The organism is Tahibacter harae (assembly GCF_024437735.1).
GTDB lineage: Bacteria > Pseudomonadota > Gammaproteobacteria > Xanthomonadales > Rhodanobacteraceae > Tahibacter > Tahibacter harae.
In genome coordinates this window covers 244308-270924 of sequence record NZ_JANFQO010000006.1, presented here as the reverse complement: position 1 = coordinate 270924, position 26617 = coordinate 244308, and the positions used below count along the sequence as shown (strand labels likewise).

General features: G+C 69.6%; 27 protein-coding genes. 18 read left to right on the top strand and 9 right to left on the bottom strand.

Translation table 11 applies throughout. The annotated features are described in order from the left end of the window. Window positions 1-86 precede the first annotated feature (86 nt). Window positions 87-470 carry an NIF family HAD-type phosphatase gene (locus tag NM961_RS09055; protein ID WP_255913824.1) on the bottom strand — a complete coding sequence of 128 codons (384 nt, stop codon included), beginning with the start codon at window positions 468-470 and terminating at the stop codon, window positions 87-89. Window positions 471-545: 75 nt separating this feature from the next. After that, complete coding sequence (locus tag NM961_RS09050; protein WP_255913823.1) at window positions 546-830, bottom strand: hypothetical protein; 285 nt, start codon at window positions 828-830, stop codon at window positions 546-548. 100 nt (window positions 831-930) lie between these two features. Here NM961_RS09050 and NM961_RS09045 point away from each other — a divergent pair, with 100 nt between their 5' ends. The 5 genes from NM961_RS09045 to NM961_RS09025 all read left to right on the top strand — a co-directional run bounded on the left by NM961_RS09045 (window position 931) and on the right by NM961_RS09025 (window position 4795). Beyond that, window positions 931-1770 carry a helix-turn-helix domain-containing protein gene (locus NM961_RS09045; RefSeq protein ID WP_255913821.1) on the top strand — a complete coding sequence of 280 codons (840 nt, stop codon included), beginning with the start codon at window positions 931-933 and terminating at the stop codon, window positions 1768-1770. A gap of 32 nt (window positions 1771-1802) precedes the next feature. Next, the gene (locus tag NM961_RS09040; RefSeq protein WP_255913820.1) at window positions 1803-2246 is read left to right on the top strand and encodes a VOC family protein; all 444 of its coding nucleotides are present in this window, start codon (window positions 1803-1805) and stop codon (window positions 2244-2246) included. A 116-nt stretch (window positions 2247-2362) separates the two neighbouring features. Next, window positions 2363-2833 (top strand): GyrI-like domain-containing protein, encoded by a 471-nt coding sequence (locus NM961_RS09035; protein ID WP_255913818.1) that lies wholly within the window; start codon window positions 2363-2365, stop codon window positions 2831-2833. Between the two features lie 9 nt (window positions 2834-2842). Continuing rightward, window positions 2843-3523: a DUF1963 domain-containing protein gene (locus NM961_RS09030; protein WP_255913817.1), complete on the top strand. Its 681-nt coding sequence runs from the start codon at window positions 2843-2845 to the stop codon at window positions 3521-3523. Between the two features lie 162 nt (window positions 3524-3685). Next, window positions 3686-4795, top strand: coding sequence for a serine hydrolase domain-containing protein (locus tag NM961_RS09025; protein ID WP_255913815.1), 1110 nt, complete (start codon window positions 3686-3688; stop codon window positions 4793-4795). A gap of 208 nt (window positions 4796-5003) precedes the next feature. On the opposite strand, the gene NM961_RS09020 is transcribed toward NM961_RS09025, so the two are convergent. From NM961_RS09020 to ubiH, 4 genes are all read right to left on the bottom strand, one after another. Continuing rightward, complete coding sequence (locus NM961_RS09020) at window positions 5004-7595, bottom strand: DUF3616 domain-containing protein (RefSeq protein ID WP_255913812.1); 2592 nt, start codon at window positions 7593-7595, stop codon at window positions 5004-5006. A gap of 332 nt (window positions 7596-7927) precedes the next feature. Then, window positions 7928-9439 (bottom strand): right-handed parallel beta-helix repeat-containing protein, encoded by a 1512-nt coding sequence (locus NM961_RS09015; protein ID WP_255913810.1) that lies wholly within the window; start codon window positions 9437-9439, stop codon window positions 7928-7930. A 240-nt stretch (window positions 9440-9679) separates the two neighbouring features. Continuing rightward, entirely contained in the window at window positions 9680-10864 is a 1185-nt protein-coding gene (locus tag NM961_RS09010; protein WP_255913809.1) for a UbiH/UbiF/VisC/COQ6 family ubiquinone biosynthesis hydroxylase, read from the bottom strand. Continuing rightward, window positions 10861-12081 carry a 2-octaprenyl-6-methoxyphenyl hydroxylase gene (ubiH, locus tag NM961_RS09005; protein ID WP_255913806.1) on the bottom strand — a complete coding sequence of 407 codons (1221 nt, stop codon included), beginning with the start codon at window positions 12079-12081 and terminating at the stop codon, window positions 10861-10863. The genes NM961_RS09010 and ubiH overlap by 4 nt, the downstream gene beginning before the upstream one ends. 128 nt (window positions 12082-12209) lie before the next feature. Between ubiH and cobS the strand changes: the two genes are divergently transcribed. From cobS to NM961_RS08980, 5 genes are all read left to right on the top strand, one after another. Continuing rightward, window positions 12210-12962 carry an adenosylcobinamide-GDP ribazoletransferase gene (cobS, locus tag NM961_RS09000; protein ID WP_255913804.1) on the top strand — a complete coding sequence of 251 codons (753 nt, stop codon included), beginning with the start codon at window positions 12210-12212 and terminating at the stop codon, window positions 12960-12962. Beyond that, entirely contained in the window at window positions 12953-13561 is a 609-nt protein-coding gene (locus tag NM961_RS08995; RefSeq protein WP_255913803.1) for a histidine phosphatase family protein, read from the top strand. Before cobS ends, NM961_RS08995 begins: the two co-directional genes overlap by 10 nt. A gap of 127 nt (window positions 13562-13688) precedes the next feature. Next, window positions 13689-14255: a cob(I)yrinic acid a,c-diamide adenosyltransferase gene (locus tag NM961_RS08990; RefSeq protein ID WP_255913802.1), complete on the top strand. Its 567-nt coding sequence runs from the start codon at window positions 13689-13691 to the stop codon at window positions 14253-14255. A 15-nt stretch (window positions 14256-14270) separates the two neighbouring features. Further along, a complete protein-coding gene (locus NM961_RS08985; protein ID WP_255913801.1) occupies window positions 14271-15194 on the top strand; it encodes a histone deacetylase family protein in 924 nt (307 codons plus the stop codon). 82 nt (window positions 15195-15276) lie between these two features. After that, window positions 15277-15984 (top strand): hypothetical protein, encoded by a 708-nt coding sequence (locus NM961_RS08980; RefSeq protein ID WP_255913800.1) that lies wholly within the window; start codon window positions 15277-15279, stop codon window positions 15982-15984. A 59-nt stretch (window positions 15985-16043) separates the two neighbouring features. On the opposite strand, the gene msrB is transcribed toward NM961_RS08980, so the two are convergent. Beyond that, window positions 16044-16439, bottom strand: a complete 396-nt coding sequence (msrB, locus tag NM961_RS08975) for a peptide-methionine (R)-S-oxide reductase MsrB (protein ID WP_255913799.1) — start codon at window positions 16437-16439, stop codon at window positions 16044-16046. Window positions 16440-16570: 131 nt separating this feature from the next. Here msrB and lptD point away from each other — a divergent pair, with 131 nt between their 5' ends. The 3 genes from lptD to pdxA all read left to right on the top strand — a co-directional run bounded on the left by lptD (window position 16571) and on the right by pdxA (window position 21385). Beyond that, window positions 16571-18874: an LPS assembly protein LptD gene (lptD, locus tag NM961_RS08970; protein ID WP_255913798.1), complete on the top strand. Its 2304-nt coding sequence runs from the start codon at window positions 16571-16573 to the stop codon at window positions 18872-18874. A 116-nt stretch (window positions 18875-18990) separates the two neighbouring features. Beyond that, window positions 18991-20385 carry a peptidylprolyl isomerase gene (locus tag NM961_RS08965; RefSeq protein WP_255913796.1) on the top strand — a complete coding sequence of 465 codons (1395 nt, stop codon included), beginning with the start codon at window positions 18991-18993 and terminating at the stop codon, window positions 20383-20385. Window positions 20386-20392: 7 nt separating this feature from the next. Next, entirely contained in the window at window positions 20393-21385 is a 993-nt protein-coding gene (pdxA, locus tag NM961_RS08960) for a 4-hydroxythreonine-4-phosphate dehydrogenase PdxA (protein ID WP_255913795.1), read from the top strand. A 67-nt stretch (window positions 21386-21452) separates the two neighbouring features. Here pdxA and NM961_RS08955 read toward each other — a convergent pair whose 3' ends face one another. Then, complete coding sequence (locus NM961_RS08955) at window positions 21453-22385, bottom strand: DMT family transporter (protein ID WP_255913790.1); 933 nt, start codon at window positions 22383-22385, stop codon at window positions 21453-21455. Between the two features lie 124 nt (window positions 22386-22509). Between NM961_RS08955 and gcvA the strand changes: the two genes are divergently transcribed. The 5 genes from gcvA to NM961_RS08930 all read left to right on the top strand — a co-directional run bounded on the left by gcvA (window position 22510) and on the right by NM961_RS08930 (window position 25854). Next, on the top strand, window positions 22510-23439 hold the full coding sequence (gene gcvA, locus NM961_RS08950) for a transcriptional regulator GcvA (RefSeq protein ID WP_255913789.1): 930 nt from the start codon (window positions 22510-22512) through the stop codon (window positions 23437-23439). A 59-nt stretch (window positions 23440-23498) separates the two neighbouring features. Then, on the top strand, window positions 23499-24272 hold the full coding sequence (rsmA, locus tag NM961_RS08945) for a 16S rRNA (adenine(1518)-N(6)/adenine(1519)-N(6))-dimethyltransferase RsmA (protein WP_255913867.1): 774 nt from the start codon (window positions 23499-23501) through the stop codon (window positions 24270-24272). A gap of 102 nt (window positions 24273-24374) precedes the next feature. Beyond that, window positions 24375-24980: a hypothetical protein gene (locus tag NM961_RS08940; protein ID WP_255913788.1), complete on the top strand. Its 606-nt coding sequence runs from the start codon at window positions 24375-24377 to the stop codon at window positions 24978-24980. A 35-nt stretch (window positions 24981-25015) separates the two neighbouring features. Then, window positions 25016-25627, top strand: coding sequence for a DUF2178 domain-containing protein (locus NM961_RS08935; protein ID WP_255913786.1), 612 nt, complete (start codon window positions 25016-25018; stop codon window positions 25625-25627). Further along, complete coding sequence (locus tag NM961_RS08930; protein WP_255913784.1) at window positions 25624-25854, top strand: helix-turn-helix transcriptional regulator; 231 nt, start codon at window positions 25624-25626, stop codon at window positions 25852-25854. Before NM961_RS08935 ends, NM961_RS08930 begins: the two co-directional genes overlap by 4 nt. A 29-nt stretch (window positions 25855-25883) precedes the next feature. Here the strand turns inward: NM961_RS08930 and phoU are convergent, their stop codons facing one another. After that, window positions 25884-26603: a phosphate signaling complex protein PhoU gene (gene phoU, locus NM961_RS08925; RefSeq protein ID WP_255913782.1), complete on the bottom strand. Its 720-nt coding sequence runs from the start codon at window positions 26601-26603 to the stop codon at window positions 25884-25886. Between the last annotated feature and the right edge of the window lie 14 nt (window positions 26604-26617).

Here is a 26617-nt window from a genome sequence, read left to right as displayed (position 1 = left end):
CGGCAGTGCTGAACCTGTCTTTCCGATGCCGTCGCTGGTGAAGCGGGCATCCGCTTCGGCAGCGGCAGCATCTGCCGCTGCCCATCTTACGGAAACGGCCGCCGCCGCTGGCCACAACGCCGCCGCCAGCGCCGCTTTTCCACCCGCCGGTGGTCCGGCTCCGGCGCCAGCTGTTCCAGATAACGCGCGAGCCGCGGCAGTTCGTCGTCGGCCGGATCGCCTTCAAATGCCTGCACCGCGACCAGGTTGGCGTAATTGCGCGTGTGCTTTTCCGGGCTGTCGTCGACCACCAGCACCCGGCGCAGGCCGTAGTCGCGCCGGCGCAGTTTGCGCAGCGGCTTGGTCTGGGCCCAGGTATCCGATCGCGGCGCAGGGTGCAGCGGTCGCTGGCCCAGACAAAAACCAGCCGGCTCTCGCCGGGGCAGCCTGCTCCGCCAGCTGGAGCAACCGCCGGATCCCTGCGTCGACACAGTGCCGTCAGGCCGTACCCGCACCTACTCACTGCGGCACCGCGTGACCGACCAGCGCCAGGAAAGCCGTGACCGTCAGCAGCACGCCGCTGATACCGACACCCAGCCCGGCGAACACGCGGCTGCGCCGCCGCTGCACCAGCCGACCACACCCAGGATCAGCCCCAGCAGCGCGCCGCCGACCAGCCCCGGCACCAGAAAGCCGATCAGCAGCATTGCGTCCTGCGAATTGCTGGCGTCGGGGCCGTAGCGTTTCAGCGTATCCAGCACGCTGAAGACCGGCGCGCCCAGAGAGATCCGCGCGATCAGTGCAGCGACGAACGAAAGAATGCCCGCCGCCGAATGCCCGGTTCGTTCCATCGGATTTCTCCTGGTCGCGGCCGCAACAGTGGTTGCATGCACTGCCGTGTCGCCGGCCCGCCGATGCCAGCAGCCCGCCGCGAGCCGCTACACTGGCCGCATGCTGATCGCCCCGACCGCCGCCGCGCTCGCTCCGTACGTCCAGTCCTTCTGGGCCAGCCCGGCGTCGCCGGCCAGGCCCGGCCAGCGCGAGCAGGTGCTGCCAGGCGGGCAGATGCATCTGGCGCTGCGCCTGGACGGCGCCGGTGTGCGCCTGTACGCGGATGCAGGCGCCGCGCCGGCGCGCCACATCGGCCACGCCGTCGTCGCCGGCGCGCACGACAGGCCGTATTTCAAGGATGTTTCCGAATCCTCGCGCTCGGTCGGCGTACTGCTGCTGCCGGGCGCGGCGCAGGCGCTGTTCGGCTGTAACGCGGACGAACTGAGCAACCGGCATGTGCCGCTGGCCGACCTTTGCGGCGGCGCGGCGGAAACGCTGCTGCAGCGCCTGGCGGGGGAAACCGCACCAGCGCGCCAGATCGCCCTGCTGCAGGCGTTCCTGCTGCGCCGGCTGCGGCCGGTGCGCGCAATGCAGCCGCCGGTGGCCCAGGCCATCGCCGCGCTGCGCGACGGCGGCGCAGTGGCACCGCTGGTGCAGGCCAGCGGCTGCAGCCACAAGCGCTTCATCGCGCTGTTCCGCGCCCAAACCGGCCTGGCACCGAAATGCTTTGCGCGCGTGCAACGGCTGCAGCAGGTGCTGCACGCGCCGCCGTCCATCGCCTGGGCCGAACTCGCGCTGCAGGCCGGCTACAGCGACCAGGCGCATTTCAACCGCGAGTTCCGCGCGCTGACCGGGCTGACACCGCAGGCCTGGCGCCGCTGCACGCCGCGCAACGGCGCGCATGTGCCGCTGCCGCCGCCCGGCAATTTCGTCCAATACCGCGGCGAGGCCGCGCTTTAGGCTTTCGCACACCATCCGACAGGAGCAACGCCATGGCCGTGCACGAACTGTTTCCCTACCTCTGCGTCGCCGATGCCGACGCCGCCAGCAAGTTCTACTGCGCCGTGTTCGGCGGCGAGGAAAAGCTGCGCCTGGTCGAACCCGGCGGCCGCATCGGCCATATCGAGGTCGATATCGGCGCCGGCGTGCTGATGCTGGCCGAGGAATATCCCGAGTACAACATCCGCCGCCCGGACCCGGCCGCGGGCACCAGCGTCAGCCTGCACCTGCATGTGGACGATGCCGACGCCCTCATCGCCCGCGCCGTCGCCGCCGGCGCCGAAGTGCTGATGCCGCCGCAGGACCAGTTCTACGGCGAACGCTCGGGCACCATCCGCGATCCGTTCGGCCATCGCTGGAACATAGGCCACAGCATAGAGACGGTCTCGGCCGAGGAAATGCAGCGCCGCTACAACCAGCTCAGCGGCGCCTGCTGAGCCGCCGTTGCGACAATGCCGCTTTTGCGCGGCCGGCGATAAATTCCCTTTGACGCCGGCCGCACGCGGGGCATGATGGCAAGCTTCCGCGCCATGCCGGCGCCCGGAGCCGCCCCATGATCGACACCCCGCAGATCGTCCAGGCCGTGCCGCAGCAGGTCGCCGTCATCCGCTTCACCATTCCGCGCGAGCAGATGCCGCACATCATGGGCCCGGCCGTGCAGGAACTGCTGGGCGCGATCGGCGCACAGGAAGCCGGCCCGGCCGGCCCGCTGTTCAGCCACCACCTGCGCGCGCCGGATGCCACGTTCGATTTCGAGCTGGGCTTTCCCGTCACCCGGCCCATCGCGCCGGCGGGTCGCGTCCAGCCCGGCCAGCTGCCGGCCGGCGCGGTGGCGCGCACGATCTATCGCGGCGGCTACGAAGACCTGGGCGGCGCCTGGGGCGAGTTCATGGGCTGGATCGAAAACAGCGGCCACAAGCCGGCGGCGAATCTGTGGGAGCGCTATCTCAGCGGCCCGGAATCCGGCGCGGATCCGGCACAGTGGCAGACGGAACTCAACCGTCCGCTGCTCAGCGCCGGCTGATGCACAGTCATGGATCTCCGCGCCCGGCAGACGCTGGATGAACTGCGCCGCCTGCTGCATCCGGCCTCGGTGGCCCAGGTCGGCGGCTTCCGGCCGCCGCAAGATCCGGTCACGTCGTGGTTCTGCCGCGGCGTAGGCCATTCCGGCGAGGAGCTGCCCTTCCACGATGGCGAACCGATGTTCCCGTTGCTGCAGATCCGCACCGACGAACTGCCCTGGCGCCCGCCGGCGCTGGACGGCGTGGCGCTGCTGGTACTTTTCCACAATCTGCACCACTACCCGTTCGGCAAGCCGCACGGCGAAGGCTGGCTGATCCGCGAATACGCCGCGCTGGAAGGGCTGCGCCCGCTGCCGGCGCGGGCCCATCCCTACCGGCCGTTTCCGATCCGCTGGCAGCGGGTGGACGACGATGCGCCCGGCTGGGAGACAACCTGGAATCTCGTCGATCTCAGCGCCGTGAACGAGGACGACGCCGCCAACGACGCTTTCTTCAACGACTTCGAGCGCTACCGCGCGACCAAGGTCGGCGGCTATCCCTGCGAGATCCAGCACGGCACCGGCGGCCTGGACGAATTCGTCTTCCAGGTCGGTTTGGAGGAAAAGGTGAACTGGATGTGGGCCGACAACGGCATCGGCTATTTCTTCCGCTCGGCCAGCGGGGAATGGCGCTGGTCGTGCCAGTTCTACTGACGGCGGCGGCGGTAGGCCTGGGCGCCGCAATCAACCTGCAACCGGGTCCGGCCGCCAGCGGCATCACTGCCGCCCGGAAAAATCCGCCCGATGCTGCAACCGCCCCCGCCAACCCCGTATCCGCTCCTGCACCGCGGCGTGGCCGCGACTGCCGGAATCGCCATGAACAAAGGATTTTGCCGGTTCGTCCTGCTGCTGGCACCGCTGCTGCCGGCGCAGGCCGCCGTGCCCACGGACTTCATCGCCCGCTACGCCCGCGAACACCGGTTCAGCGGCACCATCCTCGCGCAGGAGCACGGCAAGCCGGTGTTCCGCCAGAGCTTCGGCCTGGCCGATATCGCCTTCGGCGTGCCCAATACGCCGGATACCGCCTATCGCATCGCCTCGATCACCAAGGCGTATACCGCCGTGCTCGTGCTGCAGCTGGCGGAACAGGGCCGGCTCGATCTGCACAAGACCATCCGCGACTACCTGCCCGACTACGCCGGCAGCGGCGGCAGGGCGACGCTGCACCAGTTGCTGAACCATACCTCCGGCCTGCCCAATTTCGATCAGGTCAAGGATCTGCAGACGGCGCTGACGCAGGGCATCCCGGCGTACCAGAAACCTGCGACCAGCGCGCAGCTGCTGACGAATTTCTGCAGCGGCGACCGGGTTGCCGAACCGGGGGCGGTATTCGACTACAACAACTGCGACTACATCGTGCTGGGCCGGATACTCGAAGCCGTCAGCGGCCAACGCTACGAACAGCTGCTGGCCGAACGCATATTCCGGCCGCTGGGCCTGAAGCACACGGGTCTGCCGCGCCAGGGCGTTATCGTGCCGCGGCTGGCGCGCACCTACATGTTCCGCGAGGATCTGAACGCGCTGGCCGACGATCTGCCCGTCTACGCGGAAAACTGGTACGCCGCCGGAAGCCTGTATGCCACGGCCGACGATGTACTCGCCTTCGCCAATGCGCTGTTCGGCGGCAGGCTGCTCAAGCCCGCCTCGCTGGCGCTGATGACCACGCCCGGACTGGATGACTACGGCTACGGCGTCTGGTCGTATGACATGAACATCGGCGGCCGCACGCAGCACGTCGTCAAGCGGCCCGGCCGCATCATGGGCGCGCAGACGCAGCTGTTCCGCCTGGTCGATGCGGATATCACGCTGGTTCTGCTGGCGAACACGGACGCGGTGGATCTGGACGAATTCGCCGCGGAAATCGCGCGGCGGACCGTGGCGCGGGGTGATGCGAAACAGCGAAACCGGCGCGGCTCGGCGCGATGACTGTTCGCGCCGATCTGCAGGACTCCTTCTGCCGGCGCGCGACCGGACGCGGAGGCACCGTTGTGTCGGCGTATCGGCAAATCAGCGCTGGCGCGGATGCACGCCGCACTGCTTTGCCAACGGCGCTTCTTTCGGATGACCACCGGCGGCGAAAATACCCGCCGCCGGTTTCCTGCCTGATCCCGACGATTGCCAGACCGCCGCCCGCTCAGGGCTGTTCAAAACCGTCCACGAACAGCCGGTCATTCACCGCCGCCGGAATATCCAGCGTGACGCGGCCGCCGACGAACTTGCGCTGGCGCACCTCGGGCAGGTCCTTGGCGATCACGCCGTCGTTGTACCAGACGCTGTCGCCGCTGTCGGACACGAGTTCCAGCACGCCCTCGCCGCCGGAGAGGCTGCCCGCATTGACCAGCGTTTCCAGGCTGCCTGCGGCGGTAATCACGGCAAGATCGGCCTGCAGCAGTTGCGGCGCATCGGCAGCATTGCCGCTCCAGGCATACAGGCGGAAATCCGCCGGCGCCGTACCCGTGGCAGCGGCGACCGGGCCGGCGGCGAGCAGATAGGCACCAGTGGCCATGCGCACGATATCGCGGATGCCGCGGCCGCCCAGATCCAGCTCGATGGGCGCGGCAAATTGCAGGCTGCCGGCGGCAGCGGAACCGCCCGGCGGCGCGGCGGCGATCACGCTGCGCAGATTGGCCGCGTGGATCACCAGCGCCTTGTTGCGCTGGTCCAGCGGCAGCAGCGGCGCGCGGAAGGCGATGTAGAGGCCTTCCGCATCCGGCGCCAGGGCCAGGCCTTCGATATTGAAGCCGTCGATGCGTTCGGGCCATACGCCGGTCGCGGCGCTGGCGCTGAGGCCCAGCGCGTCGGCGCCGAGGCCGTGGCCGTTGGCATGATCCCAGTTGAGCAGGTCGGTGCGCAGATGATCGTAGCGTGCGACATAGCTCAGCGCGGTCTGCGCGCCCGAGCCGCTGATCCGGGTGGAGAAGATGCGCTGGCGGTTGGGCCGGGCCGCGCCGTTGTCCTTCTTGTTGGAATGCGAGCCGGTCCAGTAGATCAGGTCGCCGTCGCGCGCGGCGCCTTCGATATCGACTTCGCGCGGCGTGCCACCGTCAATATCGGTAAGGCCCAGCGCAGCCGTGAAATCGAAGCCGTTCTCGGCCAGGCCCGAGGCATCGCGCGGATACAGGCGCAGGCGCTGACCTTCGTCGTCGGCGACCAGCATATGGTCGCCGCTGTCGATGGCGGCCGACGCATCGCTGGCGCCGGTGAAATGGCGCGTGCCCGCGCCGCCGGCCGCCGCGGCGGCATAGGCGATCACGTAGCTGCCGCTCAGGTTGTTCGCGTCGGTGGCGCGCACGGTGATGGTGCTGTAGCCCACGCCGGCCGGCGTGATGCGCAAGGTGCGCGTATCGCCGCTGCCGCTGAGGGCGAGGCCCGAATCGGCGACGACCGCCGGGTTGCTGCTGTCCAGGCTCAGACTCAGCGCGGACACGTCGCCATCGGGATCGCCCAGGCGCAGCACGATGCCGTCGTGCAGGGCCGGATCCGTGGCGTCGCCGATCGTCGCCGCGACGGCGCCGCCGCCATTGACCGCGAGATCCAGCCGGCGCGTGGTCTGCGCCACGTCGACCGTGACCACCGGCGCACCGCTGCTGCCGGCGCAGGGATCGAAGTCGAACAGCGCGCGCGTGCTGCGGCCCGGACTGCCGACCGCGCCGCCGCTGGAGCTGCGCGACGCTTCGGCGTCGCCGCTGGCGGACAAGGTCCATTCCAGGATCTGGTCCGCGCCGAGACCGGCGGCGGAAACCCAGCCGCTCTTGTCCTTGGTGCGGATGGAACCGGCGATGGCCTGGTCGTTGTAGGTCAGGCGGTCCACGCGCTGGCCAGTGCTGTCATAGAGATTGATCTGATCCGCGCGGCCCAGGCCCACGGTGTTGCCGCCGATCACTTTCACGGCGCTGCACAGGTTCCAGGCGTTGCGGAATGCGGCCGCCGTGCTGTCGGTGAACAGCACGGATTCGCCGGGCTGCACCGTGCCGAAGGCGCTCAGGCTGACTGTGCCGGCGATATTGCTGTCGTCGTCGAAGCTCCAGCCGCTGAGATCCGCCGGGCTGTCGCCGACATTCGTGAATTCGACGAACTCGCCGTCCGGGCCGTCGTACAGGTATTCGGTGATGCGCAGGCGCGGCCCCAGCGGCGCGCAGGGATCGAACGGCTGCGCGGCGCGCGTGCTCAGGCCTGGGCTGCCGACGTCACCGCTGCTGGAGGCGCGCGAGTTCTCCGCATCGCCGATGCTGGCCAGCGTCCACTGCGCAATCGTATCGGCGCCCAGGCCCAGGGCTGAAACCCAGCCGGCGACGTTCTGCGTGCGCAGGCTGCCCGGGAAGTTCTGGTCGCCGTAGCGCAGCTTGTCGACCTGGGCGCCGGCGGCGTCATAGATGTTGATGACGTCGTTGCGGCTGAGATTGTGGCCGTTGCCGCCGACGACCTTGGCCGCCGCGCACAGCCCCCAGGCCGTGCGGAACGCCGTCGCATCGCCTTCGGTGATGAGTGCGGACTGGCCCGGGGCCAGGGTGCCCAGGGCGCCGATGGCAAAGCTGCCGGCCACTCCGCTGTCGTCGTCGAAACTCCAGCCCGCGAGATCGACCGCGGCGGCACCCGTGTTGGTGATCTCGACGAACTCCGGTCCGTTGCCGCTGTACATGAACTCGGTGATGCGCACCTGCGCGGCCGCCACCTCGGCACAGCCGGCCAGCGCCATCGCCACGGCCAGCGCCATTGCGGTTTTCATGATCTTCCCCTGGACAATGAGCCGGCCGGGCCGGCGACAGCCGCGCAGTGTGGGAAGTGCGAATGACGGGAGCGTTACAGCGCCGTGTGATGGATTCGGAGTATTTCGGCCGGGTGCGGAACGCGCCGGGGGATGGCCGGGCTGAGCGGGCGACGCTGAAACCCGTCGCGCCGTTTGGATTTTCTGTCAAGAATTCAAAGCCCGCCGCCGGCGAAAACTTGGGCGCTTTCGCGACTGATGCCTTGCCCCTGACCCAACCCTCTCCCCCAGGCGCATCCGCGCCTGGGGGAGAGGGCTATCAGGCTTTGGACTTTGCGTTGCGTATCCCAGTCTCAATCTTCAAACCCGTCCTTGAACAGCCGGTCCACCAGCGAGTTCTCCACCGCGCCCACATCGCAGCGTGCGACCAGGTCGCCGTCGCCATCCACGGGGCGGACTATGCCGCGTACGTCGTATGGCACGCAGTGGGCTTCGTCGGCGCTGTCGATGGACGGCGCGCCGTAGGCGGAGCGCTGGCTCAGTACGTAGCCGCCGCTCATCGACGGCGCCTGCAGCCAGGGCATGGCGCCGATGGCCTGGCTGCTGCTGTCGCCGGCGACAGGGCAGTCGTTGCGCGTGTAGAGGTTGCCGCCGGCGCTGATCTGGCCCGAGCTGGCATTGCACAGCAGGCCGCTGTCAGTATCGGCCGCCGTGGCGATGTTGTTGAACAACGCCAGCGTGCCGCCGCCATACAGGGAGAACTGGCCGCCGTAGTTGCTGGACAGGGATACGTTCTCGCTGAAGGTGTTGTTGAGCACCTGGGAATAGCAGCAGTTGAGGATCAGCAGTCCGCCGCCGGAAGCAGTGGCGCGGTTGCGGTGGAAGGTGTTGTTGGTAACCACCGGCGTGGAAGCCAGCGCACCGATGATGCCGATGCCGCCGCCGCGGCGGCCGCGGTTGTTTTCAAAGTAGTTGGCGTTGAAGCGCAGGCTCACGTATTCGCCGTAGAAATAGATACCGCCACCGTCGCCGGCGCCATCGATGTCGTAGGTGACGGTCGGATTGCGGCAGGGCGTGGAATTGTTGACGAAGCTGGAATCCTCGATCACCACGTCGGTGCCCGGCATGCCGGGCATGGACAAATAGATCGCGCCGCCGGCACCGCTGGCGCAGAACGGCGCATCGGTGTTGGTGAGGTAGACGCGGTTGTCGCGGAAGCTTGAGCGCTGCACGGTGACCGGATGCAGGCCGGTCTTGCCGATGGCGCCGCCATTCGCGTTCGCGCTGACCGTGGCGCTACCCAGCGTGTTCATGCTGTTGCCGCTGAACACCGAATCGCGCACGGTCAGCGGCCCGGCGGCGAAGACCGCGCCGCCCAGGGCCGGCGCTGTCGCGGCGTCGTAGTAAGCGCGGCATTCCTCCAGCGTGACGCGGTCCAGGCTGAGGCTGGTGCCGGCACGGGCCACGCTGATGCAGCCGCCGCTGCCCAGGGTGCCGCCGCGGCGCAGGGTCAGGTTGGCCACGCTGAGGCTGGTGGTGGTGGAGCCCGCCGGCACGCGGAACTGCTGGTGGCCGCCGCCGTCGATGATGACGCCGCCCGTGGTATCGGCCGCGTCTATGCGCACGTTGGCGCCGCGGATATCCGGCATGGGCTGGTTGAGGAAGATGGTGGTGCCGGTCTGCGATCCCAGCGCGAAGCGGATCTCCTGCACGCCGGTCGCCGCCGGCTGCAGATCCAGCACAGCCTGACGCAGCGAACCCGGACCGAACGCCTGCGCGTTGGTCACCCAGATCACCGTCTGCGCCGGCGCGGCAGCGGCCAGCACGAGCCAGGCGAGCAAACCCATCAAGACACGGTAGAGCATGACGTCCCCTGCGATAGCCGGCGGCACGAGCGGCCGCTTCGACTACCTGTACGCAGAACCGCGGGAGAAAGCCGAAGCCGGGATCCGGGGACGTGAGGATCCGGATGCAGCGGAACAGCGAGTTCCAGGCGCGCTGGAGCCAGGATCCGGGATTCGTTGCAGCAGCGAAATCAGGACGTGCCGGACCGCATTACAGGCCGGACTCCGCATTCACGGATCCCGAACACCTGTCCCTGCGCATCACCGCCCCGCCGCATGCCGCACGAACAGCTGCTTCAGCGGCCCTATCGCGTTGACGGCGCGCAGGCCCAGGCCGCGGGCCAGTACCAGCGGTTCAAACTCGCTGCGGAATACGCGGTTGATGCCGTCGAAGCCCCAGGCCGACAGTGTGTTGTCGCTGCGCCGGCGGCGTTCGTAGCGGCGCAACACGGTTTCGGCGCCGATATCGCGGCCCTGGTCGCGCGCCGCGGTCACCGCTTCGGCCAGTGCGCTGACATCGCGCAGGCCCAGGTTCACGCCCTGCCCGCCCAACGGATGCACGACATGGGCGGCGTCACCGATCAAAGCGAAGCGCGGCGCGATATAGCGGTCGGCCAGCAGCAGGCGCAGCGGGAACTCGGCGCGTGCGGAAACGGCATTGACCGGGCCGAGACGGAAATCGAAGGCGCAGCCCAGTTCGCGCAGGAAGCTGTCCGCGTCCAGCTCGCGCAGGCGGCGGCATTCTTCCGCCGGCAGCGACCAGACGATGGAGCAGCGCCCGTCCGCCAGCGGCAGGAAAGCCAGCGTGCCGGTGGGCAGGAAGCGCTGCCAGGCGGTGTTTTCGTGCGCACGCACGGTCTGCACGTGGGCGACCAGGGCATGCTGGTCGTAGACGTGGCCGCTGGCACCGATATCCAGCAGATGGCGCAGCGGCGAGGCCGCGCCGTCGGCGGCGACGACCAGGCGCGCGCTGAGCTTGCCGTCGTCGTCCAGGCGCAGCACGCGGGCCTCGCCTTCATCCTCGGTCGCCACGACCCGGGCCGGGCAGCGCAGGCTGACATTGGCCTCGGCCTGCAGCGCGTTCCACAGGCAATGCTGGATCAGGCGGTTCTCGACGATCCAGCCCAGCTCGGCCTCGCCACGGTCGGCCGCGTCGAATTCGATCTGTGCGCCGCTGCCGCTGTCCCAGACCTGCATGCGCCGGTACGGCGCGGCGCGGGCGGAGCGGATCGCATCCCACACGCCCAGTTGCCCGAACAGATCCACCGCCGACGGCGCCAGCGCGACCACGCGCAGGTCGACTTCGTCGGCGGCGTCCCAGCGCGCGGGCTCGCGCTCTTCCAGCAGCGCGACGCGCAAGCCGCGGCGGGCCAGGGCCAGGGCCGCGGCGGCACCGACCATGCCGGCGCCGACCACGGCGATATCGAATACGTTGCGCGGCCTCATGGGCGTGCTCCAAGTGCATACGTGGAAGGTTGACCGCGGAAGCCCATGCCGCGGCGCGCGACGGCGCCGGCCAGGCCGGGCACGCCATCCAGCAGCAGCAGCCCCAGGCTGCGCAGCGGCCGCAGCAGCGGCGAGGGATTGCAGGCCAGGCGCACCAGGCCGTCGCTGAAGGCGAGCGTGCCGTCGCGGTCCTCGCGACGGCCGGCGGCGTAGGCCTGCAGCAGTCCGGCGGAACCCGGGTCGCCGCCGCCGCGGCGGGCGTGGATCAGCCGCTCGGCCAGTTGCAGCGCATCGCGCAGGCCCAGGTTGAAGCCCTGCGCGCCGATGGGATGGATGGTCTGCGCCGCATTGCCGACCAGTACGCAGCGCGGCGCGGTCAAGGCCTGTGCGACCACGCGCCGGATCGGGTGCGCGCTGCGCCGGCCGGGCCGGCTGAAGCGGCCGGCGCGCCAGCCGAAGCGCTGCTGGGCATAGGCGAGATAGGCGGCATCGTCGGCCTGGGCCAGCTGCGCGGCTTCATCAGCCGCGACGCTGAGCACCAGACCGGCGCGGCGCTCGGCCAGCGGGAGCAGGGCGACCGGGCCGGAATCGCTGAAACGTTCGTAGGCACGGCCGTCCAATGCCGTGCCGGGCTGGATGCTGCCGACGAAGAGCGTCTGGCCGTAGTCGACCTCGTCCACGCCGATGCCGCACAGCGCGCGCACCCGCGAGGCCGTGCCGTCGGCACCGACCAGCAGGCGCGCGGACAGTGTGGTTTCGCCGTCCGGCGTGGACAGGCGCAGTTCCACCGCATCGGCACCGGCGCGGGCGTCGAGCAACTGCGCCGGAATGTAGCGTTGTATTCCTGTGCACTGTTCCAGTTCGCGCAGCAAGGCGGCGCCGAGGTCGCGCGCCGGCACCACGCTGCCGAGTGCCTCCAGCCCCTGCTGGGCAGCGGACAGGCGCAGGCTGCCGAATTCGCCGGCACGGCTGATATGGATTTCGCGGATGGCGCTGGCCGCGCCGGCCAGGTGGCGCCATACGCCCAGGGTTTCCAGCGCGGTCACGCTGGCGCGGGCCAGTGCCAGGTTGCGTTCGTCCTCGCGCGGCGCGCTGCCGGCGCGCGGCGCGGCCGCCTCGACCAGGCCGACCTTGAGGCCGCTGTGGTTGAGCGCGATGGCCAGGCTGGTGCCGACCAGGCCGCCGCCAATCAGGATCACATCGAAGTGCGCAGTCATGCGCCCAATGATACGGGCGCCGGCACCGCGCGCGACGAAGCTGCGGCATGCTGCCTCATGACGGGCGGCCATTCCCGTATCCGCCTGCCATCCGCTACGCTCGCCGTCCGCCCTGCCGTCCCGCCCGCATGAGCAACCCGCTGCGCCTGTTCGCCACCGCCGCGACCTTTCTCACGCGCCTGCCGCTGGCGCGCTGGAGCTATGCGCAGCCGGCCGAACTCGCCCGCGCGGCGGCGCTGTTTCCGCTAGTCGGTGCCGTGGTCGCCGCCATCGCCGCCGCGGCCGCCTGGGCCGCGCTGCAATGGCTGCCGCCGGGCCTCGCGCCCTGGGCCGCACTGGCCGCCGCCGTCGTGGCCACCGGCGGCTTCCACGAGGACGGCCTGGCCGACACCGCCGACGGCCTCGGCGGCGGCTTCACGCGCGAACGCAAGCTGGAAATCATGCGCGACAGCCGCATCGGCAGCTATGCCGGCCTGGCCCTGATCGCGGTGCTGTCGGGCAAATACCTCGCGCTGGCGACGCTGCATCCGGCCGCGCTGTTCGCCGCCCTGTGGCTGGGCCATGTGCTGGCGCGCTGGAGCGTGCTGCCGCTGGCCGCGCTGCTGCCGTACGCGCGCGAAGCGGCGGCGAACAAGCCGGTGGCCGAAGGCATGGGCTGGCCGCAGCTGCTGGGCGGCACGCTCATCACCGGCCTGCTGATCGCGCCGCTGGGCCTGCCGGCGCTGTATGCGGCGCTGGCCGCGGTCGCCGTAGTGCTGCTCGCAGCGCTGTATTTCCGCGCCCAGCTCGGCGGCATCACCGGCGACACCCTGGGCGCGGCCAACCAGCTGGTGGAGCTGTCCTGTTATCTGGTCATGAGCGGAGTCGCGCGATGGAACTGATCCTGGTCCGCCACGGCGATTCCGAAGCCGCGCCGGGCATCTGCATAGGCCATACCGACGTGGCGCTGTCGGCCGACGGCTTCATGGCGATACAGCGCCTGGCCGCCCAGTGGACCCAGGAGGCGCCGCGCTTCCTGTTCACCAGCGATCTGCGCCGGGCGCAGCAGTCGGCCCAGGTGTTTGCCGCGCGCTTCGCCACGGAGCCGCTGGCCGATCCGCGCCTGCGCGAGGTCAATCTGGGCGAATGGGACGGCCGGCGCTGGGAGCAGATCGCCGCCGACGACACCGCACGCTATCGCCACTGGGCCGACAACTGGGTGATCCAGGAAGCGCCGGGCGGCGAAAGCTTCAGCGATGTGATGCGCCGCACCGGCGCCTGGCTGGCCTCGCTGCTGGGCTCGACCAACGAGAACGACTGCGTACTCGCCATGGCCCATGCGGGCTCCATCCGCGCCCTGCTCTGCCACGCCCTGGGCCTGCCGCCGGCGCGCGCCTTCGCCCTGCAGCTGGGCCATGCGCGCGCCAGCCGCATCCGCTATCGGCTGGGACAGTTTGAAGTAAGCTACACGAATGCCTCGCGCTTCGAGGCGGATCCGTAGGCATGCCGGGACACGCCTTGTTCGGCCGTTCCTGTAAACAGCCTCGCACCTGCGCAATCCGCCGGCCGCCCCTGCTCCAGGGGCCGCAAAAGAACTTTAGATAAACTTATACTTTTAAAAACGAGACATGGGCAACCGACTTTCCAAGATCTACACCCGCACCGGCGACGACGGCAGCACCGGCCTGGGCGACGGTTCGCGCGTGCGCAAGGACTCGGCCCGGGTCACCGCCTACGGCACCGTGGACGAACTCAACAGCGTGCTGGGCATGCTGCTCTCGCACGAGGTGCCCGAGGCCATGCGCGAAGCGCTGACCCAGGTGCAGCATGATCTGTTCGATCTGGGCGGCGAGCTGTGCATTCCCGGCATGGCCATGGTGTTCGATGCAGACATCCAGCGCCTGGAAGACGTGCTCGACGGCTTCAATGCGGAGCTGCCGCCGCTGAAGGATTTCATCCTGCCCGGCGGCGGCATCGCCGCGTCGACCTGTCATCTGGCACGCACGGTGTGCCGCCGCGCCGAACGCGAAGTGGTCACCCTGGCGCAGCTGGAAACGGTGCGGCCCGAAGCGACGCGCTATCTCAACCGCCTGTCCGACCTGCTGTTCGTGCTGGCCCGCGTGCTGGCCCGCGCCAGCGGCCACGGCGAGGTGCTGTGGCAGCACGAGCGGCGCAAGAAACCCGCCGGCGCCTGAAGCCGCACCGCCGCCATGCATCTCGCCCTGTATACCCACGCCAGCTGCCTGCTGCATGAGCCCGGCGCCGGCCATCCCGAATCGCCGGCACGCCTGCGCGCGGTGCTGCAGGCGCTGGATCACGACCGCTACGCCCTGCTCGACCGCATCGAGGCGCCGCTGGCCACGCGCGAGCAGCTCGCCCGCGCGCACAGCCCCGGCCAGATCGCCAGCATCTTCGACCAGGCGCCGACCGGGGACGAGGAAGTACGCATCGACCCCGATACAGTGATGAGCGCCGGCTCGCTGCAGGCCGCGCTGCGCGCCGCAGGAGCCGTCTGCGCCGCGGTGGACGGCGCGCTGGACGCGCGCCACAGCCGCGCCTTCTGCGCGGTACGCCCACCCGGCCACCACGCCACGCATGCGCAGGCCATGGGCTTCTGCCTGTTCAACAATGTCGCCGTCGGCGCGGCGCAGGCGCTGGCGCGCGGTATCGAGCGCGTCGCCATCGTCGATTTCGACGTGCACCACGGCAACGGCACCCAGGACATCTTCGCCGCCGATGCGCGGGTGATGTACGCCTCCACCCACGAGATGCCGCTGTACCCGGGCACCGGCCAGCGCCGCGAGACCGGCGTCGGCAACATCGTCAATGAACCGCTGCCGGCTGGCGGCGGCGGCGGCGAATTCCGCGCTGCCTACCGCGAGCGCGTGCTGCCGGCGCTCGATGCGTTCGCGCCGCAGCTGCTGCTGATCTCCGCCGGCTTCGACGCGCACCGACTGGATCCGCTGGCCAATCTCAACCTCGATGCCGAGGACTATGCCTGGGTCACCCATGAACTGGTCGCCCTGGCGCGGCGCCACGCCCAGGGCCGCGTAGTGTCCAGCCTGGAGGGCGGCTACAGCCTGACCGCGCTGCGCCAGTCGGTACAGGCGCATGTGTCGGCGTTGCTGGAATGACCAGACGCTGACAGTTTTTCCGCTGCATCCGCGTCCTCGGTGACGAACCCGCATTGCCGCGGGCCGTCACGAGGAATCTGTCATGCATCGCGTGTTGCTGGGCCTGGTCGCCCTGATCTTCACCCTGGCCGCCAGCCGTCCCGCCGAGGCACTGCAGCTGAAGTGGTTCGACGGCGTATTCACCAGCATCGACAACGACATGCTCTCCTGCCCACCGTTCTCGGTGGTGCAGACGCGGGTGCAGGCCTACGCCGGCTTCAGCTACATGCCGCCGGACAAGACCCCGGCCATAGGCGAGGTGTTCTACACCCACCTCATCATCAGCCATCCCGGCAATCCCTGCGGCGGCAGCGTGATCGGCCTGGAACTGCTGCTGCCGCAGGGCATGCAGCCGGCGATCTCGGCCGGCAATCCGGTGTTCTGCTTCGCCCGCGTGCCCAACGGCCCGCGCCTGATCAACCTGGCCAACGACTCGGGCTACGGCTGCCCGCAGCAGCTGAGCCAGGGCCTGGAAGGCTATGCCATACGCGCGCCGCTCAATACCGCCGAGGGCGGCGCCTGGCGCTCGTTCCAGGGCGTGTGGCTGGAATTCCTGATCCCGGTCACCGCCACCGCGCCGCAGGCCGGCAACAACCAGATCAAGTTCCGCATCAACCCGGCCATCGCCGAAGTCGGCTACGCCACCGTGCCGGCCCTGGTCACCGACGACATCATTTTCCGCACGGCCAACGAGGACAACGTGCTGTCGCTGGATATCTGCTCGCTGACGCCGATCACGCAGGGCTGCTGAAAAGCCGCCCCGTTCCGGCCGACGCCGCGCCGCCCGGGCCTGGCCCGGGCGGCGTTTTTTCAGGCGTCCTTGAACTCCAGCGCAGCCGAATTGATGCAGTAGCGCAGGCCGGTGGGGCGCGGGCCGTCCGGGAAGACATGGCCCAGATGCGAGTCGCAGCGCGCGCAGCGCACCTCGACCCGGCGCATGCCGTGGCTTTCGTCGGCATGCTCGCTGACCACGCCCGGCACCAGCGGGCGGAAGTAGCTGGGCCAGCCGCTGCCGGAATCGTACTTGGCGTCCGAGCCGAACAGCGCGGCCTGGCAGGCGGCGCAGTGGTAGGTGCCGTCGGCGTGGTGGTCCCAGTACTTGCCGGTGAAGGCCCGTTCGGTGGCCGAGCAGCGGCAGATGGCGTACTGCTCGGGGGTGAGTTCCTCGCGCCACTGGGCGTCGGTCTTTTCGATTCGCGTATTCATGGTGGCTCCAGATGGGGGCTGGCCGGACCGGCGCAAGCGTGAACGAATCAAGCACTTGTACCGGCGCGGATTGCTGCCGCGGCTGCGTTTCGGGCATCTTACGCGCCTCGACGTCTGCCAAAGACCCGCCCGTGCCGCGCCAACTTTCGCGTATTCCCCGCCTGAGCCTGCTGGCCCAGGCCACTGTCCTGTGTCTGTACGGCGTCGGCGCCTACGCAGCCAATCCGGCCGCCTGCCTGCCGGGCAGCAGCCAATGCCCGCGCAAATCCGATGATTTCAGCCTGTGCAAGCCCAGCGCCCTGCTCGGCATCTATGTGCCGGGGCTGCCGAAGGAGGGCGTGCGCGAGGAAGCCGAGACCGATTTCAGCGCCGAACGCTTCCAGTCCGCCGACACCAGCAAGTACGTGCTCGACGGCAAGGCGCGCATCCAGCGCCTGGACCAGCTGATCCAATCCGACCGCCTGACCTACTGGACCGAGACCACCGCCTGGCTGGCCGAAGGCAATGTGCGCTACCAGGACCGCGGCATGCTGCTGTCGGCCGACAAGGGCGAAGGCAAGACCACCCCGAACACGGCCGTGCTCGACGGCGTGCGCTTCCAGATGCTCAATGCGCGCGGCAACGGCAAGGCCGGCCGGGCCGAACTCATCGACGAAGACCACGCGCGCATGAACGCGGTGAGCTTCTCCACCTGCGATCCGGACCAGCTCAGCTGGGAGATCCGCGCCGGCGATCTCGCCCTGGACCAGGCCGAAGGCGTGGGCCGCGGCCATGACGTCACCCTGCGCGTCGGCGACGTGCCGATCCTGTGGCTGCCGTATGCGCGCTTCCCCCTCGACGACCGGCGCCAGAGCGGTTTCCTGTATCCCAGCTTCGGCTTCAACGGCAACAGCGGTCTGGACCTGACCCTGCCGTACTACCTGAACCTGGCCGAGAACTACGACGCCACGCTGTACCCGCGCCTGGTCACCCAGCGCGGCTTCATGGCCGGCGGCGAATTCCGCTACCTCACCGATTCCAGCCGCGGCCAGATCGACGGCGCCTGGATGCCGCACGACCGCCGCGCCGACCGCGAGCGCGGCCAGTGGCACTGGGACAATTTCAGCGCGCTGTCGGCCAACTGGAATTTCATCGCCAACGTCAACGGCGTGTCGGACAAGCGCTATTTCGAGGATTTCGGCGACAGCCTCTCCTCCATCGCCACCAGCCTGCTGCCCTCCAGCGCCTACCTCAACGGCCGCGGCCGCGGCTGGAGCGCGAGCTTCGGCGCCGACCAGTACCAGATCACCGACCCGACCTTCCCCGACCAGTTCGAGCCCTACCGCCGCCTGCCGCGCGCCACCTTCGAGGCCGACGTCGGCCTGGCCGGCAGCCTGCGCGGCGGGGTGAAGTCCGAATTCGTCGCCTTCGACAAGGACTGCTGGCGCGACGCCGCCGGCCAGCGCAACTGCCCCACCGAGGGCCAGCGCCTGGACCTGTACCCGTACCTGAGCCTGCCGCTGGAAGGTGCCGCCTGGTTCCTGCGGCCGGAGATCGGCGTGCGCCACACGCGCTACGACGTGGAGACACGCCTGGCCAACGGCCGCGAGATCAACGCCTCGCCCAGCCGCACCGTGCCCATCGGCAGCCTCGACATGGGCCTCATCTTCGAACGCGATGCCGCCCTGTTCGGCAAGTCGTATACGCATACGCTGGAACCGCGCCTGTACTACCTGCGCGTGCCCTACCGCGACCAGGACGATCTGCCGGTCTTCGATACCCAGCCGCTGACGTTCGACTTCCCGCAGATGTTCTCGACCAACCGCTTCACTGGCGCCGACCGCCAGATGGACGCGAACAACCTGACCTTCGCCGTGACCAGCCGCCTGCTCGAAAGCGAGACCGGCGCGGAACGCCTGTCGGCCAGCCTGGGCCGGATCCGCTACTACGACGACCAGCGCGTACACCTGCCCGGCACGCCGCCGACCAGCTACGCCGGCTCGGCCTACGTGGCCGAGTTCGACATCCACCTCAGCGACCGCTGGCGCCTGAAGCTGGCCGACCAGTGGAACCCGAACACCGACCAGACCGATCTTTCCGCGGTCAGCCTGCAGCACCGTTTCCTCGGCGACGGCGTGCTCAACCTGTCCTACCGCTACCGGCGCGATTTCCTGGAGCAGACCGATATCTCGGCCCTGATCCCGCTGAACGACCGCTGGCGCCTGATCGGGCGCTGGAACTACTCGCTGCGCGATGACAAGTCGCTGGAGTCGCTGATCGGCGTGGAGCGCGATTCCTGCTGCGTGATCTGGCGCGTACTCGCCCGCCACTACCTGCGCAACGCCTTCGGCAAGGCCAACGATGCGCTGTACTTCGAGATGGAACTCAAGGGCATAGGCTCCATCGGCCAGAAAACCGGCGATTTCCTGCGCCGTGGTATCCTCGGCTATCAGTAAGCAAGGCGGCGCCTGACCTGTTCAGGCGCCAGTCCGGGGCGCGGTGCACACTCCTCGCCCCGACCGCGGCGCCGCTTCCGGCCCGCGGAAATCCCCCAGTTTTTCACGGACCTGCAATGAACAAGCCTGCGCTCGCGTTTGCCCTGTTGGTGTCCCTGTCCGCCGCCGTCGCACCGGCGCAGGCGCAATTCCTGAACCCGCCGGCCACCCAGGAACGCCCGTCGGCCGCCGGCCAGGACGCCAGCAGCGCCGGCGGCGCCGGTGCGCTGGACCGCATCGTCGCCATCGTCGACGAGGACGTGGTCCTGGCCAGCGAGCTGGACCGCGCCGTCAACCAGATCCGCGCCCAGTACCAGCGCAATCCGCAGCAGCTGCCGCCGCTGGACATCCTGCGCCGCCAGGTGCTGGACCGCCTGATCATGCTGCGCCTGCAGGTGGCCAAGGCCAGCCAGACCGGCGTGCGCGTCAGCGACATCGAACTGGACCAGGCCGTGGGCAACGTGGCCCGCGCCAACAACATGGACACCGAGCAGCTGCGCAGCGCCATTGCCCGCGACGGCATGAGCTACGAGGAATTCCGCAGCAACCTGCGCGATGAAATGATCACCCAGCGCCTGCGCCAGCGCGTCGCCCAGCAGGCCCAGGTCAGCGATGCGGAGATCGACATTCTGCTGGCCAGCAACAGCCTCAAGACCGGCGAAGTGCACCTGGCCCATATCCTGGTCGGCGTGCCCGACGGCGCCAGCGCCGAGCAGATCCAGGCCGCCCGCGAGAAGGCCGAGAAAGTGCGCAAGGACATCGACGGCGGGCTGGACTTCGCCGCCGCGGCGATGCGTTCCTCCGACGCCCAGGACGCGCTGCAGGGCGGCGACCTGGGCTGGCGCCGCCACGACCAGGTGCCGGAAATGTTCTCCGACCTGCTGCAGGGCATGAGCGTGGGCCAGGTCTCGCCGGCCGTGCGCGGCGCCAGCGGCTTCCACATCATCAAGCTGATCGACCAGCGCGAGCAGGGCAAGCAGCTGGTGACCGAGTTCCACGCCCAGCACATGATGATCAAGATTACCGAGCTGGTCAGCGCCGCCGACGCGGAGAAGAAGATCAACGACCTGCGCCGCCAGATCGAGAACGGCGCCGACTTCGCCGCCCTGGCCAAGGCCCATTCCGAGGACAACACCAGCGCCAACAACGGCGGCGACATGGGCTGGTTCCCGATCGGCACCTACGGCCCGCAGGTCGGCGAGGTGATCTCCGGCCTCAAGGATGGCGAACTCAGCCAGCCCTTCCGCAGCAACGCCGGCTACCACTTCGTCAAGCGCCTGGGCATGCGCGAGCTGGACCGCACCGACGAAGCCCGCCGCGAACAGGCGCGCGAAGCCATCCAGCAGCGCAAGGCCGAGGACGATTTCGAGAACCTGATGCGCCAGCTCAAGGCCGAAGCCTTCATCGAATACCGCCTGGCCGGCTTCGACAGCAAGGGCGAGCCCACCACGGCCGCCAGCAACGGCGGCTGATCCACCCATGACGGCCTCGCCGCTGCCGCGCCTGGCCGTCACCCTGGGCGAACCCGCCGGGATAGGACCGGAGCTGGTCGCCGAACTGGCCCGGACCGACCTCGCCGCCGACCTGATCGCGATTGGCGACGGCGAACTGCTCCAGGCCGCCGCGCACAGCCGCGGCCTGAAACTGGATCTGCGCGACGACGACGGCCGCGCGCTGGAACGGCGCGAACGCGGCCAGCTGCGCCTGATTGCGACCCCGGCCGCCGCGCCCGTGGTTGCCGGCAAACTGGACCGGGCCAATGCCGGCTATGTGCTGTCCACCCTGGCGCGCGCCGCCGATGGCTGCCTGGCCGGCGAATTCGACGCGGTGGTCACCGCGCCGGTGCAGAAAAGCATCATCAACGACGCCGGCATCCCCTTCTCCGGCCATACCGAATATTTCGCCCTGCGCGCCGGCGCCGAGGTGGTGATGATGCTGGCCGCGGCCGAGCTGCGCGTCGCCCTGGCCACCACCCACCTGCCGCTTTCCGCCGTGCCCGCGGCCATCACCCACGACGGCCTGCAGGCCACCCTGCGCATCGTCCACGCCGACCTGCAACGCAAATTCGGCATCGCCCGGCCGCGCATCCTGGTGCTGGGGCTGAACCCGCATGCGGGCGAAGGCGGCCACCTAGGGCGCGAGGAAATCGACGTCATCACCCCGGCGCTGGAACAGCTGCGCGCCGAAGGCCTGCAACTGACCGGCCCGCTGCCGGCCGACACCGCCTTCCTGCCCGGCCCGCTGGGCCGCCACGACGCCGTACTGGCCATGTACCACGACCAGGGTCTGCCCGTGCTCAAGGCACTGGGCTTCGGTCAGGCGGTGAACATCACCCTGGGCCTGCCCTTCATCCGCACCTCGGTCGACCACGGCACGGCCCTAGATCTGGCCGGGCGCAACCTGGCCGAAGCCGGCAGCCTGATCGCGGCGACGCGGCTGGCGCTGGAGTTGGTCGTGAAGAGCCGGGACTAGGGATTCGGGATTGGGGATTCGGACCGGGCCGCGGCGCCGGGCTGCGCCGCGGCTTGCGCCGTCCGCGTCAGTCTGCGCAGCGGCCGGTGCAGGGGCTCAGCGCAACCGCGGCGGCGGCGATCGGCGCGCGCCGGTGCGGCCAGCGCAGCTTCTCGAACACCAGCATCACCGCCAGCAGCACCAGGCCCAGACCGCAGAGGCTGGCCGCAGTGATGGGCTCGTGCAGGAACAGCGCGCCCCAGATCTGGGCGAACACCGGCACCAGGAAGGTCACCGTGGTTGCGCGCTCGGGGCCGGCTTCCTTGAGCAGGCGGAAATAGACCACGAAGGCGATGGCGGTACAGACCAGGCCCAGCGCGACCAGGGCCAGGCCGGGCTTCAGCGCCGGTACCTGCAGCGGCACATTGGCCAGCAGCAGCGGCGACAGCAGCAGTGCGGCGCCGAGCTGGCTGCCTGTGGCGACCACGACCGGCTCCACGCCGCTGAACAGGCGGCGCAGCTCCGCCGCGCCCAGGGCGTACAGCGCCGCAGCGGCCAGGCCGGCAACGAAAGCGAGGAAAGTGGCCGCGGTCAGGGTGACCGTGCCGAAGCGCGCAATGGTCACCACACCGGCGAGGCCGACCACCACGCCGGCCAGCTTGGACCAGGACGGCCGCCGGCGCTGCAGATACCAGCCCAGCAGCACGGCGAACAGCGGCACGGTCGCATTGAGCACGGCCGAATAGCCCGCCGGCAGGTGCTTGGCCATGTACGCGAACAGCACGAAGGGCACGGCGGCGCTGAGCGCGCCCAGCCAGACATAGCCGCGCCAGTGCGCGCGCCAGTTCAGCGAAAGCCCCTGCGCCGCGGCAAAGGCGAACAGCACCAGGGCCGACAGGGCGATGCGCCCGGCGGCGGTGAAGCCGGTGCCGAACTCGGGCACGGCCACACGCATGAACAGGAAGGAGCCGCCCCAGATCATCGCCAGGGCGAGCATGCGCAACATCATTGCGGGAGTCATGGCAAACCTCGAAAGGCCGGCGCGCCGACGGTGCCGGCGTACGCCACAGGGCCGTCATGCTAGGCCTGGCCGGGGCGGGAAAAAATCGATACTTTCTCGCCCCGACTGTTAGCGGAACTCACACATGCACGCCTGGCAGCACCTGCCCGCCCTGCGCACCTTGCGCGTGTTCGAATGCGCCGCGCGCCACCTGAACTGGAGCCGCGCCGCGGAAGAGCTGCACCTGACTCACGGCGCCGTGAGCCAGCAGATACGCGCGCTGGAAGAGGAACTCGGCCTCAAACTGTTCGAGCGCAGCGGCCGCCGCACCTGGCTCACCGAGGCCGGCCAGCAGCTCGCCGTGGGGGTACGCGACGGGCTCGACCACCTCGCCGCAACCATAAGCCGCGTAAGGGAAAGAGCCTCCGGCAACGTGCTGTCGCTGAGCGTGCTGCCGTCGTTCGCCTCGGCCTGGCTGGTGGGGCGCCTGGGCGGCTTCCTGGCGCGTCATCCGGAGATCGAGTTCAACCTGCAGAGCACCATCAGCCTGGCCGATTTCCGCAACGACGGCGTCGACGTGGCGATCCGCTGGGGCAACGGCCCCTGGCCCGGGCTGCGCTGCGAGAAGCTGCTCGACGACGAGCTTTTCCCCGTGCTCAGCCCGCGCCTGACCCGGCGCAAGTTGAAGCATCCCTCACAGTTGCTGGAACTGCCGCTGATCCGGCTCAAGCAGCAGTCGCGCCTCAACGACTGGGTGCGCTGGTTCGCCGCCGCCGGCGTGGCCACCACCGAGCCGCGCGGCGGCGCGGTCTACGACGACACCGACCTGGCCCTGCGCGCCGCCGCCCAGGGCCAGGGCGTGGTGCTGGCGCGCAGCTCCCTGGCCGGCGGCCGCCTGGCCAGCGGCGAGCTGGTCGCGCCGTTCCCGCTGCGCATACCGGCCTTCTACGCTTACTATCTCGTCTGTCCCGAATCCCACGCGCACAAGCCGTCGGTGCAGCTGTTCCGCACCTGGCTGATCGAGGAGCTGGCGAATTCCTCGCCGCTCGCGCCGCCGCCCGAGGCCCCCGTTTGAAGCGCTATCCGCCCGCCGCACCGTCTTCCGCCGCCGCCAATGCGGCGGATACGCGACATATCCACAAAAAGCAATTTGGACAGCACTTCCTGCACGACCCCGGCCTGATCCGCCGCATCGTGCAGGCGATAGCGCCGCGTCCGGGCGATGCCCTGGTCGAGATCGGCCCCGGCGAAGGCGCGATCACTTTGCCGCTGCTGCGCGAACACGGCCGCATCACCGTGATCGAGCTGGACCGCGACCTGATCCCGCGCATCCAGGCCGCGGCCGCGCCGCTGGGCGAACTCACGGTGATCCACGCCGACGTGCTGACGGTGGATTTCACCGCCCTGGCCGCCGGTTCGCCGCTGCGCCTGGTCGGCAACCTGCCCTACAACATCTCCAGCCCCATCCTGTTCCACTGCCTGGAACACGCCGCAGCCATCGCCGACATGCACTTCATGCTGCAGAAGGAAGTGGTCGACCGCATGGCCGCCGCGCCGGGCAGCAAGGTCTACGGCCGCCTCAGCGTGATGCTGCAGCTCAGCTGTACGGTGGAACCGCTGCTCAACGTGCCGCCCGGCGCGTTCAATCCGCCGCCCAAGGTGGATTCGGCCGTGGTGCGCCTGGTGCCGCTGGCGCCGGAGCGGCGCCACCGCGCCGATCCGGCCCTGGTCGAGCGCGTCGTGCGCCACGCCTTCGGCCAGCGCCGCAAGACCTTGTCCAATGCGCTCAGCGGCGTGGCCACGGCCGAGCAGATCCGCGCCGCCGGCATCGATCCGCGCGAACGCGCCGAACAGTTGGAACCGCTGCAGTTCGTGCGGCTGGCCGAAGTGGTCGCCGCGGAGGGCTGAAGCTCCGCGCTTGCGCAAGGCATCCATTTGCCGCAATGCCCAGGTAGCGGCAGATCCCCGAAGCAGTTCCTACAACTCCACCCCGTCCCTCCGGCTTGCCCCTTGCACACCTCTTCGCACAGGGGACAGCCGGACAATGCTGAGATCTCGCGCGCTCGCGAGCTTGCTGGGGTGCATAGCCGGGTGGCGGCCACGCATGTCGTGCACCCGGCGGGGCAGCCGCAGCATCTGATCGAGATAGGCGCGCCGTCCTTCACCCGCTTCTGCAGCCGCGACGGCGTGCCGGACGCGGTCAGCGTCAGCGTACGCACCGACGCCGAAGACTTCGTCCGGGCGGCCTCGCCGCTGGGCCTGGCGCGCTACGACGGCCGCCGCTGGAACGCCGATCCCGACCCGGCCCTGGCCGAATCCGCCGACAGCCTGTGGCTGGACCAGAAGGGCACGCTGTGGGCCGCGTTCGCAATCGGGCCTGGCCCGGCACGACGGCCGGCGCTGGCAATTCGAGGATCAGCACAGCGGCCTGCCTTCGCAGCAGATCCGCCGCATCGCCGAAACCCGCAACGCCGACGGCAGCCACACCTTGTGGGCGCTGACCTTCGACCGGGGCCTGGTTGCACGCCGGGACGGCCGCTGGACACACAGGCCGCCTCCGTGGCGGCGGGTGCGCCAGCGCGCGGCGGCTTGACCGCCAAACCAGACAATATGTAATGTACACCGAACATATTGTCTAGCGGAGATTCCCTATGCGTATTGCCCTGGTGATGCTGTTCAGCGCTGCCGTCGGCGTGCTGCTGGCCGCGCCGTGGATAGACTGGCCGCTGCACGAGGGCTATGTCGGCGTGATCCTGATGGTCGGCGCGGCACTGCTGCTGCGGCACTACTGGCAGCGCCGGGCCGAGACGCGCGGTGATGAACCCGGCGAGCCCGAACGCGAGGTCTGGCACGGCCTGGCCAGCACCAGCCTGATCGGCGCCCAGGTCAGCACCGCCCTGCTGCTGGCCGGCCCCGGCCTCAGCCTGCACAGCCCCGCGGCACATCGGCTGGGCATCACCGCCTGGACCCTGGTCGCCGGCGCCGTGGCCAGCTGGTACATCCTGCATCGCCGCGAGGTACAGCGCGACGAACGCGACCGCGCCATCGCCGCCCGGGCCGACCGCGCGGCGCATACCGTGCTGGCGGTGCTGATCGTGGTGCTCGCCGTCAGTCTGGGCTTCAACCCGCCGCAGCGGCTGCAGGCGATGAGCCATGTATTCCTCGGCCATGTCCTGCTGCTGACCCTGATCGCCGCCAGCCTGGTGCGGCATGTGCTGCAATTGCATGGCTACCGGCGCGACGCGGCGGATCCCGCGGAATGAGCACGCTGCCGATAGGCAACCACCTGCGCCGGCTGCGCTTCGACCACGGCGAGATGACCCAGGACGCCCTGGCCAAGGCCTGCGGCATCACCCGCCAGACCATCATCGCGCTGGAAGCCGGGCGTTACGCGCCTTCGCTGGAGCTGGCGTTCCGCCTGGCGCGGGTGTTCGGCAGGCGCGTGGACGAGGTGTTTTTCTGGCGAGAAGAAGCTGGCGTCGGCGACTGAAGCCGGATTCCCTCAACCAGGCCCGAACTTCAATTCTCCCGCGGCAACGGCGCCGCGCTGCGCGACAGCCCGGTATGCCGCACGTCCTGGCCGCGGACCAGATAGATCACCTGCTCGCAGATGTTCTTGCAGCGGTCGCCGATGCGCTCCAGCGCGCGGGCGCACCAGAGGAATTCCAGCGCGGCGGGGACGCGGTCGGATTCGCGCTGCATCAACGCGACCAGCAGCGCGGTGAGTTCCTTGTACAGCACGTCGACTTCGCGGTCCCGGCGCAGCCATTCCAGGGCGCGGGTCTCGTCCATGCGGGCGAAGGTGTCCAGGGTGCCGCGCAGCTGGTCGCGCACCAGGCTGCCCATCTGGGCGAGCTTGACGCCGTAGTGTTCGGCCAGTTCGGCGCCGCCGAGTTTCTCGGCGATGCGCGCGATGCGCTCGGCTTCGTCGCCGATGCGTTCCAGGTTGGCGACCATGCGCACCACCGCCAGCACCAGGCGCAGGTCCGAGGCCGCCGGCTGGCGCCGCGCCAGGATCTGGGTGCAGCGCGCGTCGATCTCCAGTTCCGCCGCGTTGACCTCCTCTTCGCGCGCGACCACATGGGCCACCTGGCGCAGATCGCGCGCGGCCAGCGCTTCCAGCGCCAGGGCCAGCTGCGCCTCGACCAGCCCGCCCATGGCCAGCACCTGCTTGGTGAGGGCCGCCAGTTCGGTGTTGAACTGCTGCGAGATGTGCTGGCCTAGGTGCAGACGGTCCATTGCGTGTCGTCGTG